We start from the raw sequence: 15,379 nt of genomic DNA, 5'->3' as shown, positions 1-15,379 counted from the left end.
GGCTGTGCATCACAGCGGAAGTCCGTCGGGCCGCTGGATTAGGTTAGCGGAGGGCGCGGACAGGCTCTCGGAGCCTCGATCGATCGGTCTCGCACTGCAGATTGCTCACCAAGTGGGCGATCGGATACGGAGTCGCGCGCGTCAGTGTGCACCCGCATCAAGCTCCGTGTACTTTCTGCTCGAACCGCGACTGAGCTCGACCGGGTACTTGGTCATGTTCTTCCCATTCTTCGCAGCAGCCGCGTGAACAACGTTCACTCCAAGAAGCTCACCCACTCTTAGAAGGCTCTCGGCTGTCGCGTTGAGTCTCGGTGGGAGGTTCTGAGCCACCCGCGCGTGCGACTCCATGCTCGCCGAGTTGGCCTCCCACTGGAGTGTTTCGAGTACGCGGCCGGCAGTGCCTGCGAGGTCGAAGACAGCCTGTGCCACGGCGAATCGCTCCGCAGGCGTCGACGGCCATGGGATGGGCTGAGTGGACAGATCGGCGACGTCATCGAATCCGGATTCCGGATCGATACCTGCCACGTCATAGAGGCGGAGGAGGTACAGCGTCACATCACCGAGCTCGTCGACAACATCAGCGCGGATCTCGTCGACAGGTGAGGTGTGCGGGGTGTCGGACAGCAATTGCCCGATGGCAGATGCCAGCTCGCCAACTTCGCCTCCGAGCGCCATCGCCAGGTTCTTCGGAGTGTGAAACTGTTCCCACTCGCGAACGCGGACGAACTCGCGTTGATCCGATAACAGCTGGCTAAGGTCGTCGCCCACGTGTCGGCACATTACCTCCGATGCCCGGGCGGCGTGCGCATCTACTACGCCCGCGACTACCCGTAGCTACGCCGCCAGCAGGTCCTTGTACTCCGGATTCTGCTCGACAAACTTCTCGACATACGAGCACGACGTCGCGATCGAGATGCCGTCCGCCCGCGTCGCGTCCAGCGCGGCCGCGACCAACTTGCCGGCCAACCCCTGCCCGCGGAATGCCGGATCGGTGACGGTGTGGTCGAAGTCCCGGACGCCGCCGATCACGGTGTAGTCGGCGTACCCGGCGATGGCGTCGTCGACGTGGATCTCGAAGCGGTTCTCGGCCGGCTTGTGCTCGATGCGGTGCGCCACGGTGACGGGTCCTTTCGTCGGAGGATGCCTTGCACGTTACCCATGCGGGGTACTAGCCGGATCAACTATCCGGCGCCGAGCGCTATTCCGGCCTCCGACAACGCGGGCCGAAGCTCATCTAGACTGGCCATCTCGTGCAGCCACGTCGGCTCAGCGATCGGGCGCTGCAGCACCCGCTGGACCGCCAGCGCCGCGACCGCCGCCGTCGCCCGGGACTGCCCGCGGCCGGTGGCCCACCACGACCTGCCGTCGCCGCCGCGTGCGGCGATCACCCAGCCGTCGCCGCCGGGCATGCCGCCGGCCGGTACCAGTGACGCGACCCTGGGTGCCCAGGTCAGCGCGGCCAGGCCGAGGGTCGCGAGCCGGGAGTCCAGCCGCAGGTAGCTGCGGACCGGGACGCCGAGTTTCGCGGTCAGCCGGTGCTGGTCGGCGAAGTCCGTGCGCAGCGCCGGGAACCGCGGGTAGCCCGCCTCGGCCGGGAGGTAGAAGCGCGTCGGCCGGGTGTAGTTGCGCACCTGGGAGCCGTCCGGATCATTGAAGCGCTTGCCAAGCAGCCCGTACGTCCAGGCCGTCGCGGCGGGGCCGTGCGCCTCGCCCGCGCCGAGCCCGATCAGCACGTCCACCGGCCCGCCCGCGCGCGCCGCCTCGGTCGCGAGCAGGCCGCTCAGGCCCGGGGCGATCCCGACACCCAGCAGCACCGGCCCGTCCACTAGCTCCAGCTCCCGCGCGTATTCGGACGTCGCGGTGATGTCGACGAACGGGATCCCGCGCCCGGCGACCGCAGCCGCGACCGCGGGGTCCTCGGCGCCGGAGCAGTTCACCACCGCCGCCACCCCATCCAGTCCCGACTCCAGCGAGCGGGGATCGGCGAGGTCGACCACCCGGTCCGCCCGCGATGCGTCCCGGCCGGCGGCCAGGGCGTCGATGCCCGCCGCGCGCAGCCTCTCGACTACGTGCACGCCCACTGCGCCGTATCCGCCCAGAACCAGTACCGAGGTCATGTCGATCTCCCATTCATTTCACTAGAGTGATGCTCTAGTGCGTCACTCTAGATCTACACTTCAGTTCGTGGCAACACCGAACGAGGACGACAAGACACCGGCGCGGCGGAAGATCCTCACCGCGGCGCGCACCCTGTTCACCACCACCGGCTACGCGTCGACCACCATCAAGGCGATCGCGACCGAGGCGGGCGTCGCCGTGCAGACCGTCTACTTCGTGTTCGGCAACAAGCGCAGCGTGCTCGCCGCGCTGCTCGACGTCTCGATCGCGGGCGACGACGAGCCGATCGCGACACTGGACCGGCCCTGGGTCGCCGAGGCCATCGCCGAGCCGGACCCGATGGCGCAGTTACGGATCCAGGTCCACGGCGCGCGGCTGATCCTGGACCGGGTGGCCCCGGTGCTGCTGGCGGTCCGCGCGGCCGCGGGGGCGGACCCGGAGGTGGCGCAGCTGTGGGCCACCACCTGCGAGCATCACGAGACGGTGCTGCGGCACCTGGCGACCGCGCTCGCAGGCAAGGTCGACGGACTCGACGTGGACCGCTGCGTCGACGTCGGGCTGGCGCTGCAGAGCCCCGAGACCCACGCCCTGCTCATCGACGAACGGGGCTGGAGCGCAACGGACTACGACGACTGGGTGGTCGAGGCGTTGGCGTCCGCCGCGGGCATCGCGAGCTGAGCGCTATCCGAACAGCTCCCGGATGTCCTCCGCGGACAGCGTCGCGTTGAATGCCCCGCCCTCGTCCACCACGCTGGCGAACAGCTCCGACTTGCGGGCCTGCAGCGCCATCACCTTCTCCTCGATGGTGTCCCTGGCGATCAGCCGGTACACCATCACGTTCCTGGTCTGCCCGATCCGGTGGGTGCGGTCCACGGCCTGCGCCTCGCTGGCCGGGTTCCACCACGGGTCGAGCAGGAAGCAGTAGTCGGCCTCGGTCAGGTTCAGCCCGAACCCGCCTGCCTTGAGGCTGATCAGGAACACCGGCGCCTCGCCGTTCTTGAACTCGCCCAACACCTTCGCCCGGTCCCGGGTGCGGCCGTCGAGGTAGGCGTAGTCGATGCCCTCGGCGTCCAGCCGCGTGCGCACCCGGTCCAGGAACCCGGTGAACTGGCTGAACACCAGCGCCCGGTGGCCGCCGTCGATCACGTCCGCCAGCTGCTCTAGCAGGGCGTCGATCTTCGCCGACGCGATCGACGCGTGTGCGTCGTCGATCAGCGACGCGTCCAGGCTCAGCCGGCGCAGCAGCGTCAGCGACTGCAGGATGGTGAACCGGTTGGCGTCCACGTTCTCGACCAGACCGAGGATCTTCTGCCGCTCGCGCTGCAGGTGGGTGTCGTAGAGCTTGCGGTGCCGCGGCGACAGCTCCACCTCGAGCACCTGCTCCTGCTTCGCGGGCAGGTCGGAGGCGACCTGCTCCTTGGTGCGGCGCAGGATCAGCGGCTTGATCCGCCGCCGCAGCCGGCCGAGCAGCTCGACGTCGCCGCCGTTCTCGATGGGGGTGCGGTAGTACTCGGCGAACCGGGTCGGGTTCGGGAACAGCCCGGGCGCGGTGATCGACAGCAGCGACCACAGCTCCATCAGGTTGTTCTCCATCGGGGTGCCGGTGATCGCGATCTTCGTCGGCGCCTCGATCCGGCGCATGGTCAGGTACGCCTTGGACCGGTGGTTCTTGACGAACTGCGCCTCGTCGAGCAGCAGCATCGACCAGCGGTGCGCCGCGTACTCCTTGTCGTCGAGTCGGGCCAGGGTGTACGAGGTGACCACCACGTCCGCGGCCTCGATCGACTCCGTCAGCGGCGCACCGCGTTTCGCCGCGGTCTCGGACATCGTGACCACCCGCAGGTGCGGGGCGAAGCGCGCGGCCTCCGACGCCCAGTTCGAGACCACCGACGTCGGCGCCACGATCAGCACCGGCGGATCGGACGGGTTCGCCTCCCGCGCCTGGCAGATCAGCGCCAGCGACTGCACCGTCTTGCCGAGGCCCATGTCGTCGGCGAGGATGCCGCCGAGCCCGTTCGACCAGAGGAAGCTCAGCCAGCGGAACCCGTCGAGCTGGTACGGCCGCAGCGTCGCCCGCAGCGAGCCCGGCGCGTCGAGGGTGGACGAGGCCGCCACGTCCAGCAGCCCCTGCACCTGCTCGCGCCACCGGGCGGCCTGCCGCTCGACCACCCCGAGCGCCGCGAACTCCTCCCAGAGCGAGACCTGGAACCGGCTCAGCCGCAACCCGTTCGGGTCCTGCTCGTGCAGGCCGGCGGCCTCGGCGATCAGGTCCTTCAGCCGCTGCAGCTCCGGCTTGTCCAGCGAGAGGTACGCGCCGTCGGGCAGCAGCAGGTGGGACTGGCCCGCGGTCAGCGCGGCGAACAGGTCCCGGAACGGCACCGGGGCGTCCTCGACGCGGACCGTGATGGACAGGTCGAACCAGTCGCCGCTGTCGGTTGCGTCGGTGCCGACCCCGATGCTCAGGGTGTCGCCGGCGTCGCGGTAGTCGGCGGCGGTGCCCTCGACCCGAACCTCGACGTCCTCGCGCCCGCGCAGCAGCGGCAGCAGCTCGGTGGTCAGCCGCGCGGTGTCGAGCCCGTCGAGGCTCACCCGCGGCAGCAGCCCGCCGCCGGGGCCGAGCAGCCGGTGCTGCTCGAGCGGCAGGTCCAGCCCGGCGAGCAGCGCCCGTTCCCCGGCCGCGTCGCGGAACGACTCGTCGGTGCCCGGCGCCAGCTCCACCTCGTGGACGGCGGCGCCGACGGCGTAGCGGAACCGCCAGTGCAACCGGGCCCGGTGCCCCGCCTGATACGCGACGTCCAGCAGCAGCGTCGGGCCCTCGATCGTCGGCGCGGTGAACGAGCCGTTGGACGAGCGGACGCTCGCGGCCCGGCTCAGCCGCGGGTAGTACGAGGTCGCGAACCGGTCCGCGTCGGCGGCGGGCACGGTGATCGAGGCGCCGGCGATCGCCAGCTCCTGCATCGCGCGCGTCGCCGTGCCGGACAGCCGGGCGATCCGGAACGGCCACTGCGCGGGCGAGGTGGCCTGCGGGTCGTCGGGGCGCAGGTAGATCACCCCGTGCGCGTCCTCGCCGAGGAAGCCGAGCACCACCACGGGCCCATCGGAGTCGTCGGCGCGCACGGTCGGGGTGACGACGAGGTCGCCGCCGGTGTCGTCGATGTCCACGCACAGCTCGGCGGTGCCCGGGTGGGGGAGGGCGCCCAGCTCCTTGGTGCCGTAGAGCAGCTCGATACCGGCGCCGGCGGCCTCGTCGAGTAGCGCCCACAGCCGCCGACTGGTGATCGTGGTCAGGTCGAGGTCCTTCTCGGCGGACCCGTAGCCGCTGCGCCTGCGCCCGCCCAGCTGATGCACCGTGTGCAGCTCGCTCAGCAGGTCCCGGTGCCGGGGATCCACCTCGTGCATGGTCGGCAGGTTCGACCAGTTCATGTTCGCGTTGACCCAGCCGGCCCTGCCCGGCCGGGCCAGCCGCGCGTACAGCCGCCAGAACTGCGAGCGGGGGCCGGGGGTCAGCGTCAGCTGTACCGCAAGCGGGACGGTCCCGCCGTCGCGCCGGTCCTCCCCGCCGAGGGCGGCGCCCAGCACGTCCTCCCAGGACGGCGGCGCCGCGACCGCCTGGGTGTCCGGCTGGTCGAGGAGCGCGACCGTCAACGCGACCGAGTGCTTGCAGTTCAGCCGGACCGGGCAGCTGCACTCGCCGCGCGCGAACTCGAGCCGCTCGGCGCGCAGGCTGAAAACCGCCGACGTCCGGTACAGCTCGGTCCCGTCGACCAGGCCGACCGCCCGCCGCTCCGCGGCCAGCCAGTCCAGCTCCAGCACCGAGCCGCCGCGGGCGTAGCGGACCCCGCGGTCGTAGGTGGTCTGGCCGACCGCCCGCACCAGGGTGGTGATGGTGTGGTCGCGATCGGCGGGCGTGAGCATGGCTAGACGGTAGTCGGTGGGGGAGACAGCGCAGGTCGCGCGCCCGACCGAACTCCTGTTCGCCGTCCTCGTGCCGTCGCGCCGGCGGGAGTACCGTCAGTCAGCGAGGCGAAACGCGTGCGTCGATTGGGGCGGATCGTGGCTGAACGCATTGGGCTGGTCGTAGCGGGAGCGGGCGCACGAGGTGCGTTCGAAGCAGGCGCGATGGCGACGCTGGCGAAACGCATGGTCGCGGACAACACCCGGCCGTCGATCCTGGTAGGCACCAGCGCAGGCGCCCTGAACGTGGTCGGGCTCGGCGGCCTCTTCGACCTCGGAGTGGTGAGGGCGTCGGACGAACTCGCCCGTCGGTGGGGATTGTTCAGGCTGGACGATGTCTTCGAGCCGGTGAACAGCGTCGTCGGGAGCGGGCTGCGCTACCTGGCTCAGATCGCCGGAATCCCGGTACGTCTTCCCAGCCTGCTGGACACCGACCCACTGCGGGACACGCTGAGGCGAATGCTGCCGTGGGACAGGCTGCACGAGAACATCGCCGCGGGAACGATCGGCGCCGTCGCGGTGACCGCCACGTCCGTTGCGACGAGGGGGACGGTCGTGTTCGTGGAGAGGAACTCGTCCGTGGACCTCCCGCTCTACGACGCGAGCCGCAACATCACGTACGTGGACACGATGCTCACCGTCGACCATGTGCTCGCCTCCGCCGCCGTGCCGGCGCTCTTCCGCCCGGTGCACGTGCCGGACTCGCACGGCTGGTCCGGTTGGTACGTCGACGGCGGGTTGCTCCTGAACACGCCCCTCAAGCCCGCGATCGATTTCGGTGCCGACCTGTTGGGTGTAGTCGCAACGCATCCCCCGACCTGGCCGACCGGGTTCCCATCCGAACAGCCCACTCACACCGGGAAGCCCGACGTGTTCGGGGCCGCGGCGCTCTCCATGCGCGCCATGCTGGCCGACCGCATGATCGAGGATCTGCGCGCGATCGAACGCCGCAACGAATATGCGCGCGTCTGCCCGGAGACCGGCCGCCAGATCAGTTTCGTCTTCGCCGGTCCCTCCCTGGACCAGGCCGGCGAGATCGCCGCGCTCGCGGACAGGATCTTCAACGAACAATTCGCCTGCCTGCGAGGCACGCAGAACCCGTCGTTGTGGGCCCTGGCCCGGCTGATCGGCGGCGAGGCGGCAGACCGGGGCGATCTGCTCAGCTTCCTCTTCTTCGACCCCGCCTTCACTGAAGCTGCGGCGGAGCTCGGGCGTGCCGTTGAGTTGGTCGAATCAGGTAGGGAAGCCGGTTCCTGACCCTGCCGCCGGCTGCGCTCGCACCGACTCAGGCGAGGGCGACCGGGTAGTAGTACAGCGCGGTGTCGGTCTCCTCGACCCGGACGTCGACCATGTCGCCGACGTCGAGGTAGTCGCTGACGTTGATCCGGGCGCTCGAGCCCACGAGCCTGCGGACCGAGCGCGCCGGGATGATGCCCTGCCGGCCGTCGAGGGTGACGGCGAGGGCGTAGCGCGGGCCGGTGCGGGTGACCCGCGCGTAGACCGTCGGCTCCTCCGAACCCTCCGGCGCCGTCCCGTCCGGGTCGGCGTCGAGCTGCGCGGTCTGCCGGTCGAGCTCGGCCGCGAGCAGGTCGGCCATGGAGTCCACGTTGTCCAGCAGCTGGGCCATCTGTCGCGCCACGTCGCGGTGAAACTCGTTGGGCTTGAGTGCCTTACCCGGCTTGTACATGTCCTCGTGGGTCAGCTCGCCCCACGCGTCCTGCAGCAGCGTCTTCACCTGCACCTCGACCTTGACGCCCAGGTCGCCCTCGTGAGTGGCGACCTTGATCATCAATACCGCGTGATAAGCCCGGTAGCCGCTGTCCTTGGGATTGGCCACGTAGTCCCGCGGCGGAACGGCCAGGCGCACCGAGCAGGCGGGCGAGGTGCAGGCCTCGTACAGCTTCTCGGTGAAGGCGGAGAGGTCCCGCGGCGTCTTGCACAGGACCTTGATCCCGACGAGGTCGTGGATGGCGTCCGCGATGTCGTCGGTGGTGGTCGGCCGGGCCATCTGCCCCTCGGCGACCCGGCGCCGGACCTTGTCCGCGGTGCGCTCGCGGTCCTTGATCCGGGCCGTCTTGGCGTTGAGCCGGTCGCGGTCGAGGTCCTCGAGCACGTCGTCGGCGAGGGTGTCGAGGAACGTCTGGGCGGTGACCAGCGCCGCGGCCCACGCGCGTTCACGCTCTCTGTAGAGCTGGTTGACCAGCGCCGCGACGTTGTCCGACTTCTTCTTGGTGCGCATGATCCGATCCGGGTTCAGGGTGTACGGGTGGGCGTGACGCCCGTCAGCTCGGCTCGTCGAACAGGGTCTGCTCACCGGGGTCGGTGAACAGTTCCATCTGCCGAAGCGGTTTCGGGGCCGGCGCGGGGGGAGGGGTGGTGAGCTCCCCGTGGTCGACCTCCATCGGTACGGGGTCGGGCTCCGGGAAGCCCTCCAGCCGCCCGCCGAACCGCGCCGCGAACTCGTCGTCCACGGTCTGCGCGAACGAGAACAGCTGCTCGAGCATATCGATGAGGTGCTGCGGCACATACGGATTCGCGAGCACGGCCGCCCAGGCCTCTACGCGGTCGGTCGCCAGGGTGAACTTGAGGTGCGGCCACCTGCGGTTCAGGTCGGCGATCAGCTCGCTGGCGCGGGTCCGGTCGCTGACCTCGCGCACCAGCGGCACGCGCACCTGCACCTCGCCGCCGTCGAGGTGCGGCCCGACGAACCCGACCACCCGGCCAAGCGCGAGCATGAAGTCGCTGTGGCCGTCGTCGCCCGGCGGCTCGTCGAAGAGGCGGGTCAGGGTCAGCCCGACCAGCTCGTAGAGGTGCTCGTCGTCGCGCGGCACCACCGCGGCGCCGAGGTCCAGCGCGAACGACTCCTCGTCCGGCAGGTCCGGTTCGAACTCGAGCGCCTCCAGGGTCCCGACCGCCTCGGTCCGCAGGAAGCTCGGATGCGGCACGCTCCACGTCTCCCGGAACACTGTGATCGCCATCGCGGCGAGCTGATCGGCCCAGTTCGCGGCCTTGTCGACGAAGAAGGCAGGCGATCCCGCGTCCGGCTCGTCCTCGGGTGCGCGGGTGGGGCGATGCCAGCCCAGCTCCACCAGCCGCGCCTCGTCCGCGGGGGACAGCCGGTGCCGGGGATCGAGGTACGCGTTGGACGGGACCTCGCATCGCACCTGGTCGCCGCCCCAGGCCAGGAACTGAACACACGGGACGAAGCCCTCCACCGAGGACTCCTCACCCAGCTCCAACGCGAGGAGGTCGTCGTCGACCATGGCTGCGACATGGTCGGCGAGGACCAACTGGAAGTCGGCCCAGGCCTGCTCGATCCTGTCGTCGAAACTCTCGGTCATCGTTCCCCCTGTCGCGTGTCGTGGAACCCCTGACATCAGCAAACCTATCGCGAGGGTCCGACGATGTCCGGGAGGCAAGCGGAGCGGGGACATCTCGATCCGGCCGCACGGTGGAACCGATGGGTGGGTTGGTGCGTCTATCTAGGGTGGACCGGTATCGATCGGCCGGGAGTGGGGAGTGTCGGGTGCGGGTACGAACGCGGGGTCTCGTGGCGTTGGGCGCGGCTTGTGGTGCGTTGATGCTGGTCGGGTGTAGTTCGGAGAGCGTCGCGGGGGAGGCCGAGGCGGTCGGGGCTGGTGCCGGGGAGCCGGTGTTCAGTCCATGCGATGACATTCCGGACGAGGAACTGACGACTGTCGGAATGGATTCGGCAACGGAATCGCGGGACGTGCTTGGCGTCAAACAGCCTGGATGGAACGTCTGCAGCTGGAGCGGGTCTCAGCATGACCTCACCGTATTCGCGACCACCTACACGCTGGATGACGTTCGTTCGAACAAGAACAACGAGGAGTTCATTCCGCTAGAACTCGGCAACAGGACTGCGATCTCTTACCGGGAGGTCTCGGACCATGATCGGCGAAACTGCGATGTTGCGCTGGAGTCGGCCGGCGGAGCCGTTCTTGTTTCGATCGCGTACGCCAGTGGCGCTCCGGTAGGTGAGGAGCCATGTGCAATCGCGACGAGGACGACACGGGAACTGTTGGGGCAGATTCCGAAGTAGCGGAGGGGGCGAAGTATGTCTGAAGTGCAGGATTCGGGCTGGGGTGCGATGAGGTCCGCGGTTGATGGAGGACACCTCTATCTCGAACCGGACGTCGCGCGCCGCTGTGCGCAGCGCTGCGGTGAGTTTGTAGCCCAGTTGGACGAGATCAAGCGCGGTGCGCGCGCCCTTGGGAAGATTGACGGTTTCGGCGACCACCTCCAGTCGGCCGTCACACTCGCCACGAAGTTCGAAAAGAAGGCAGTCGGCGGCGACTATTCACTCGAGCAGGCGATTGGCGATCACATCGTGGAGGTCCAAAGGATGCAGCAAACGTTCGAGAAGATCGCGGCCATGTACGCCGCGTCGGACGAGGCCGGTGCGCAGGGGATCTCAAGTTCCGGGGCCGGGCTCTGACCGCGATCTTGGCAGAGAGAGGGGCATTGGTGAGCTCGATATTGGTACTGACTGCGTCATTGGCAGGTGACCAAGTATGACGCTGTTCGTGGATTCTGCCGCGCTCGACGGAATCGTGGAGTCGCTTGCCCGAGCGGCTGGGGATCTCGACTCAGTCGCCGCCTCGGCGCCGACCGCCGTTGATGCTGGGGATGCGACAGCAGCCCTGACGGGGATCCTGGCCCAGTTGAGCGAGTGTGCCGGACAGCTTGTGGTGGCTCTGGCCGCGGCGAGTGAGGCCGTGGCCGAGGCGAACGCCCGCTACCGAGAACAGGACGTGGCGACGGCCGACGGATTCAACACGGCATGGGCGGAATAGCCGATGCCAATCGATACACGCGTCGACGGGAATCCCGAGACCATCCGCGCGGCGGCAGCCTGGCTGCGAACCGGCCTCGGTCCGATGGTCGTCGCTGCTGCCGATGAGCTGTACCGGACGCGAAACACGGCCGACGCGGGATGGGACGGCACTGCCGGTGACGGCTTCAGCGCCAGGGCAACTGTTTCCGCCGGCAAAGCCGACGAACTGGCGACCGCGGTCGCTGACCAAGCCCTGGCCTTTGACGAGGCCGCAGCTCAGCTTCAACGTGCACAGGATGACATGTGTGCGGTTCGCGCCGCCGCTGCGGCTGCCGGACTGGCCGTCGTGGGCGAGCAGATTCAGGAACCTGGCCCGGTGCCCGTCCATCCGGGGTCGCCGCCGAACGGAGCCGACGCAACGGTGGAAGCCTTGAGTGCTCACGCCGCTGCGCTCGGAGCGGTCGAGCGACACGAGGTGCTGATGCGGGCGTACGACTCTGCGCAGCATGGTGTCGACGCTGCGCGTGAGCTATGGGCATTCGCGGTGAAAACGGTCAAGAACGTCTGGGCGGACCTGAGTAGCAAGTGGTTCTTTGTTGTGGGAGATCTTGTCAATGGTGCCGCCGGGGTTCTTGCCGCACGGCATGCCTCAGCGCTATTGAAGAACTCGCAGTTCTTTGCTGGTGAGGCGTCCAAGTACCTCGAGCTCGCACGAACTGCGCCCGCAGGAACCCCCGCCTCACAGATCTATCGAGACTTCGATACCTCACGGCTGATGAGCCACACAGCCGATGATGCAGCCGCTGCAGCAGCACGCTCCGAAGCCAGCGTGAGCAAGCTTGGGCTCAAGGCAGGCGGAGTGCTCGCCGCAGCAGGTGTCGCATACGACATCTACAACGGCAAGCCAGCGGGCCAGGCCGTCGTCTCTGGTGCAGCGGGGTTCGGGGCTTCTCTCCTTGCGGGTGCAGGGGCGGGCGCAGTGGTGGGGTCCGTCGTTCCCGGAGTTGGTACGGCGGTCGGCGCCGGCGTCGGGGTGGTCGCCGGATTGTTCACATCTGGAGCAGTGGATTCGTTGTATCAGAACGGCGTTGACGATCTCGATGACGCCGTGGATTCGGGAGTCGACGCGGTCACCGACGCCGGAGCCGCTGTCGGTGGGCTCGCGAAGGGGGCATGGAATGCAGCGTTCTAGGGGCTTGGAGGTCCCATCCGAATGGCCCACGGCCCGCTACACGATGTCCGAGAAGCTTGCGATGACGATGATGACCGGATTCGGTTTGATCGCTGTTCTCGTTGGCCTGGCTGGTTGGGCCGGTGGGATCCCCGCCGCTCTGCGGTACTCCTTCGGGTTCGGGTGTCTGTTCTTCCTTATCGTGGCATTCGGAGTTGCGGTCCGGGATTCAAACCATCGCGATGGTGATATTCGAACCATCGCGGTCGGGGGTATTTCGGCGACCGAGCTGCGGCAGTCGCGACGGCTGTGGGTTCTGCTCGTCGCGTTGATGACATGCTTGACCGCACTGAGCCTCGGTGCCGCCATCGAGATTTACCTCAACGTGTCGAGCTCGTTCGTTCCCGGAGCCGCAGTGGTGTTCGGGTTGTTCGGGGTCTTCCTCGCGACCTTTTTGGTCGCGGTTGCAGCCCGGCTTTTGCGCCCCGGTTACGTCCAGTTGACGCGTGACGGGATTCGCCATCGCGGCTGGAGCTTCGAGTCCTATCTGCCATGGGAGGCGGTGGCCGGAGCGAAAGCCGCTTACAACGGGTATCGGATGGTTCTGGTTATCGGATACGCGAACGCAGCATGGGAACGCCGCTACCGGACCCCGCTATGGCGAATTGATCGACTGCCACCGGTCCCCATGATCGAGGTGGACTGTCGCAAGTTCGCGATCGACGAAGCGCTGATGTTTCACCTCGTCACCCATTATGCGAACAATCCGGATGCGAGACCGGAGCTGGGATCAGCGGCGGCAGTTGAACGCGCGTGGACACGGGACTACTCGTAGGTTCGCGTACGGAACCGACAGGCGGGTTAATGCGTCTATCTAGGGTGGACCGGTATCGATCGGCCGGGAGTGGGGAGTGTCGGGTGCGAGTGCAGTTGCGGGGTCTGGTCGGGGTCGGACTGGTTTGTGGTGCGTTGGTGCTGGCTGGGTGTGGTTCGGAGACCGTGGCTGGGGAGGCCGAGGCTGTAGGAGCCGGGCCGGGCCAGCCGGCATTCAGTCCCTGCGATGACATCCCCGATGAGGCGTTGCGTGCAGTTGGCGTGGATCCAGCGACCGAGTCGAAGGACATACTCGGTGCCAAACAGCCTGGATGGGAGATCTGTCGTTGGAACGGACCCGAACACATCTTGAGGGTGTTTTCGACTGTGCGGACGATGGAAGAGGTCCGTTCCAATGAACAAAACACCGAATTCGCCCCGCTCGAGCTGGGTGGTCGTGATGCGGTCTCGTACCGCGAAGTCGCTGACAGAGCTCGCGAGATCTGCGATGTTGCCTTCGCTTCGGGCCGGGGGACCGTGCTAGTCAGAATCGACAACAGCCTCGGCGACTCCCGTGATGAAGAACCCTGTGCGATCGCCATACGAACGGCGACCGAACTTGAGCCCCTAGTTCCGCGCTAGTCCAGCGATCCACGCTGCAAGTACATTCCGTTGAGAATGAGGTCAGAATGTCCGAAGAGATGAACTCTCCGTGGTCTGCGCTCGACGGCGCTGTCGATTCAGGAAACCTATACCTCGAACCCGGGGTGGCAGGGCGCTGCGCGAAGCGGTGCTCTGAGTTCAGAGCCCAGTTGGTTCTCCTAAAGAACGACGCAGCCGCGCTGTCGATTGTTGATGGTTTCGGCGACCGCTTGAAATCCGGTATTGACCTGGCGGCCAAGTTTGGGAAGAAGGCGTCTGGCGGCGACTACTCAATGGTTCAGGCAATCGACGACCACATCACGGTGGTCCTCGAGATGCAGCAGACGTTCGAGAAGATCGAGGCCATGTACTCAGCCTCCGAGGAACGCGGCACCGCCGGCATCAACAGCGCGGGATCCCCGCTCTGACCGGCCGACCTACTTGAGCATCGCGCCCGGGTTCAGGATCCCGTCCGGGTCCAGCGCGGTCTTGATCCGCCGGTTCAGCTCCATCACGTCCTCGCCCAGCTGACTCGGCAGCCAGTCCCGTTTGAGCCGACCCACCCCGTGCTCGCCGGTGATGGTGCCGCCCAACGCGATCGCCAGGTCCATCACCAGGCCGAACGCGCGCTGCGCCCGATCTGACTCGTCCGGGTCAGTGGGGTCGAACACGATCAGCGGATGCGTGTTCCCGTCGCCCGCGTGCGCGACCACGCAGATCAGCACGTCGCAATCGTCGGCGATCTGCTCGACGCCGGTGATCAGGCGGGGCAGCGCGTCCATCGGCACGCCGACATCCTCGAGCAGCAGGCTGCCGAGTGCCTGCACGGCCGGGAACACCGACCGCCGCGCCACCGTGAACGCCTCGCCCTCGGCGGGGTCGTCGGTGGCGAACACCTCGGTGGCGCCGTGCTTTTCGCAGGCCGCGACCATCGCCGCGATCTCCTCGGCGGCGACCGCGCCCGGCGCGTCGGACTGCGCGAGCAGCAGCGCCCGCGCCTTCCGGTCCAGGCCCATGTGCACGGAGTCCTCGACCGCGTTGATGCTGGCGTGGTCCATGAACTCGAGCATCGCGGGGCGCAGGTTCCGTGTGATCGCGAGGACCGCGTCGGCCGCGTCCTGCACCGAACCGAACGACGCCACCACGGTCGAGGCGGGCGGCTGCGCGGGGATCAGCCGCAGGATCAGCTCGGTGATGATCCCGAGGGTGCCCTCGCTGCCGACGAACAGCTTGGTGAGCGAGAGCCCGGCGACGTCCTTGAGGCGCGGGCCGCCGAGCCGAACGGCGGTGCCGTCGGCCAGCACCACCTGCATGCCGAGCACGTAATCAGTGGTGACGCCGTACTTCACGCAGCACAGGCCGCCCGCATTGGTGGCGGCGTTCCCGCCGATGGAACAGATCTCGAACGAGGACGGGTCCGGGGGATACCAGAGCCCGTGCTCGGCGGCGGCCTTCTTCACCTCCGCGTTGAACAGGCCTGGCTGGGCGACCGCGATTCGGGTGACCGGGTCGACGCTGATCTCCCGCATCCGCTCCGTGGTGAGCACGATGCCGCCGTTGACGGCGGTCGACCCGCCGGACAGCCCGGACCCGGCGCCGCGCGGCACCACCGGCACCTGGTGCGCCGACGCCCACCGCATCACCGCCTGCACGTCCTCGGTGCACGTCGCGCGGACCACCGCGAGCGGGCGGCCGGCGTTCGGGTCCGCCGCCCAGTCCTGCCGATACCCCTCGGTCAGGTCCGGATCGGTGAGCACCGCACCGTCGGGCAGGGTGGCGACGAGTTCGGAGAGGTCGGCGGTCGACATGCCACCCATCATGCTCCGAATCCCGCCGACGTCGTTGGGTGTTTCCGACTCAGCGGGCAACGATGGCACGCATCG

The 15,379-nt window shown here is 68.2% G+C and carries 16 protein-coding genes; 9 read left to right on the top strand and 7 right to left on the bottom strand.

The features are described from left to right. Positions 1 to 141: 141 nt before the first annotated feature. From FCG67_RS19680 to FCG67_RS19670, 3 genes are all read right to left on the bottom strand, one after another. Positions 142 to 768, bottom strand: coding sequence for a nucleotide pyrophosphohydrolase (locus tag FCG67_RS19680; RefSeq protein ID WP_169310571.1), 627 nt, complete (start codon positions 766 to 768; stop codon positions 142 to 144). 66 nt (positions 769 to 834) lie between these two features. After that, a complete protein-coding gene (locus tag FCG67_RS19675; protein WP_136911375.1) occupies positions 835 to 1,116 on the bottom strand; it encodes a GNAT family N-acetyltransferase in 282 nt (93 codons plus the stop codon). A 65-nt stretch (positions 1,117 to 1,181) separates the two neighbouring features. Next, the gene (locus FCG67_RS19670; RefSeq protein WP_136911374.1) at positions 1,182 to 2,117 is read right to left on the bottom strand and encodes an NAD-dependent epimerase/dehydratase family protein; all 936 of its coding nucleotides are present in this window, start codon (positions 2,115 to 2,117) and stop codon (positions 1,182 to 1,184) included. 67 nt (positions 2,118 to 2,184) lie between these two features. On the opposite strand from FCG67_RS19670, the gene FCG67_RS19665 reads away from it, so the two are divergent. Next, on the top strand, positions 2,185 to 2,796 hold the full coding sequence (locus FCG67_RS19665; protein WP_136911373.1) for a TetR/AcrR family transcriptional regulator: 612 nt from the start codon (positions 2,185 to 2,187) through the stop codon (positions 2,794 to 2,796). A 3-nt stretch (positions 2,797 to 2,799) separates the two neighbouring features. On the opposite strand, the gene FCG67_RS19660 is transcribed toward FCG67_RS19665, so the two are convergent. Beyond that, positions 2,800 to 6,033 carry a DEAD/DEAH box helicase gene (locus FCG67_RS19660; protein ID WP_136911372.1) on the bottom strand — a complete coding sequence of 1,078 codons (3,234 nt, stop codon included), beginning with the start codon at positions 6,031 to 6,033 and terminating at the stop codon, positions 2,800 to 2,802. A gap of 138 nt (positions 6,034 to 6,171) precedes the next feature. On the opposite strand from FCG67_RS19660, the gene FCG67_RS19655 reads away from it, so the two are divergent. Further along, complete coding sequence (locus FCG67_RS19655) at positions 6,172 to 7,329, top strand: patatin-like phospholipase family protein (protein ID WP_136911371.1); 1,158 nt, start codon at positions 6,172 to 6,174, stop codon at positions 7,327 to 7,329. A 28-nt stretch (positions 7,330 to 7,357) separates the two neighbouring features. On the opposite strand, the gene FCG67_RS19650 is transcribed toward FCG67_RS19655, so the two are convergent. Together FCG67_RS19650 and FCG67_RS25085 are read right to left on the bottom strand one after the other, a co-directional pair. Beyond that, positions 7,358 to 8,311 carry a GTP pyrophosphokinase gene (locus FCG67_RS19650; protein ID WP_136911370.1) on the bottom strand — a complete coding sequence of 318 codons (954 nt, stop codon included), beginning with the start codon at positions 8,309 to 8,311 and terminating at the stop codon, positions 7,358 to 7,360. Between the two features lie 43 nt (positions 8,312 to 8,354). Then, positions 8,355 to 9,413, bottom strand: a complete 1,059-nt coding sequence (locus FCG67_RS25085) for a T3SS (YopN, CesT) and YbjN peptide-binding chaperone 1 (RefSeq protein ID WP_169310570.1) — start codon at positions 9,411 to 9,413, stop codon at positions 8,355 to 8,357. A gap of 239 nt (positions 9,414 to 9,652) precedes the next feature. Between FCG67_RS25085 and FCG67_RS19640 the strand changes: the two genes are divergently transcribed. The 7 genes from FCG67_RS19640 to FCG67_RS19610 all read left to right on the top strand — a co-directional run bounded on the left by FCG67_RS19640 (position 9,653) and on the right by FCG67_RS19610 (position 13,924). After that, positions 9,653 to 10,135 (top strand): DUF3558 domain-containing protein, encoded by a 483-nt coding sequence (locus FCG67_RS19640; RefSeq protein ID WP_246045173.1) that lies wholly within the window; start codon positions 9,653 to 9,655, stop codon positions 10,133 to 10,135. A 15-nt stretch (positions 10,136 to 10,150) separates the two neighbouring features. Next, positions 10,151 to 10,531: a hypothetical protein gene (locus FCG67_RS19635; protein ID WP_136911368.1), complete on the top strand. Its 381-nt coding sequence runs from the start codon at positions 10,151 to 10,153 to the stop codon at positions 10,529 to 10,531. A gap of 76 nt (positions 10,532 to 10,607) precedes the next feature. Continuing rightward, positions 10,608 to 10,889 (top strand): hypothetical protein, encoded by a 282-nt coding sequence (locus tag FCG67_RS19630; RefSeq protein WP_136911367.1) that lies wholly within the window; start codon positions 10,608 to 10,610, stop codon positions 10,887 to 10,889. 3 nt (positions 10,890 to 10,892) lie between these two features. Further along, positions 10,893 to 12,062, top strand: a complete 1,170-nt coding sequence (locus FCG67_RS19625; protein WP_136911366.1) for a hypothetical protein — start codon at positions 10,893 to 10,895, stop codon at positions 12,060 to 12,062. A gap of 61 nt (positions 12,063 to 12,123) precedes the next feature. After that, on the top strand, positions 12,124 to 12,876 hold the full coding sequence (locus tag FCG67_RS19620; RefSeq protein WP_246045172.1) for a hypothetical protein: 753 nt from the start codon (positions 12,124 to 12,126) through the stop codon (positions 12,874 to 12,876). A gap of 29 nt (positions 12,877 to 12,905) precedes the next feature. Next, a complete protein-coding gene (locus tag FCG67_RS25705) occupies positions 12,906 to 13,496 on the top strand; it encodes a DUF3558 domain-containing protein (protein WP_136911364.1) in 591 nt (196 codons plus the stop codon). Between the two features lie 47 nt (positions 13,497 to 13,543). After that, a complete protein-coding gene (locus tag FCG67_RS19610) occupies positions 13,544 to 13,924 on the top strand; it encodes a hypothetical protein (protein WP_246045171.1) in 381 nt (126 codons plus the stop codon). Positions 13,925 to 13,933: 9 nt separating this feature from the next. Here the strand turns inward: FCG67_RS19610 and FCG67_RS19605 are convergent, their stop codons facing one another. Then, positions 13,934 to 15,304 (bottom strand): FAD-binding oxidoreductase, encoded by a 1,371-nt coding sequence (locus tag FCG67_RS19605; RefSeq protein ID WP_136911363.1) that lies wholly within the window; start codon positions 15,302 to 15,304, stop codon positions 13,934 to 13,936. Positions 15,305 to 15,379 lie beyond the last annotated feature (75 nt).

Origin of the sequence: Rhodococcus oryzae, assembly GCF_005049235.1 — a bacterium.
Classification (GTDB): Bacteria; Actinomycetota; Actinomycetes; order Mycobacteriales; family Mycobacteriaceae; genus Rhodococcus_G; species Rhodococcus_G oryzae.
This window is presented reverse-complemented; position numbering and strand designations above follow the sequence as displayed.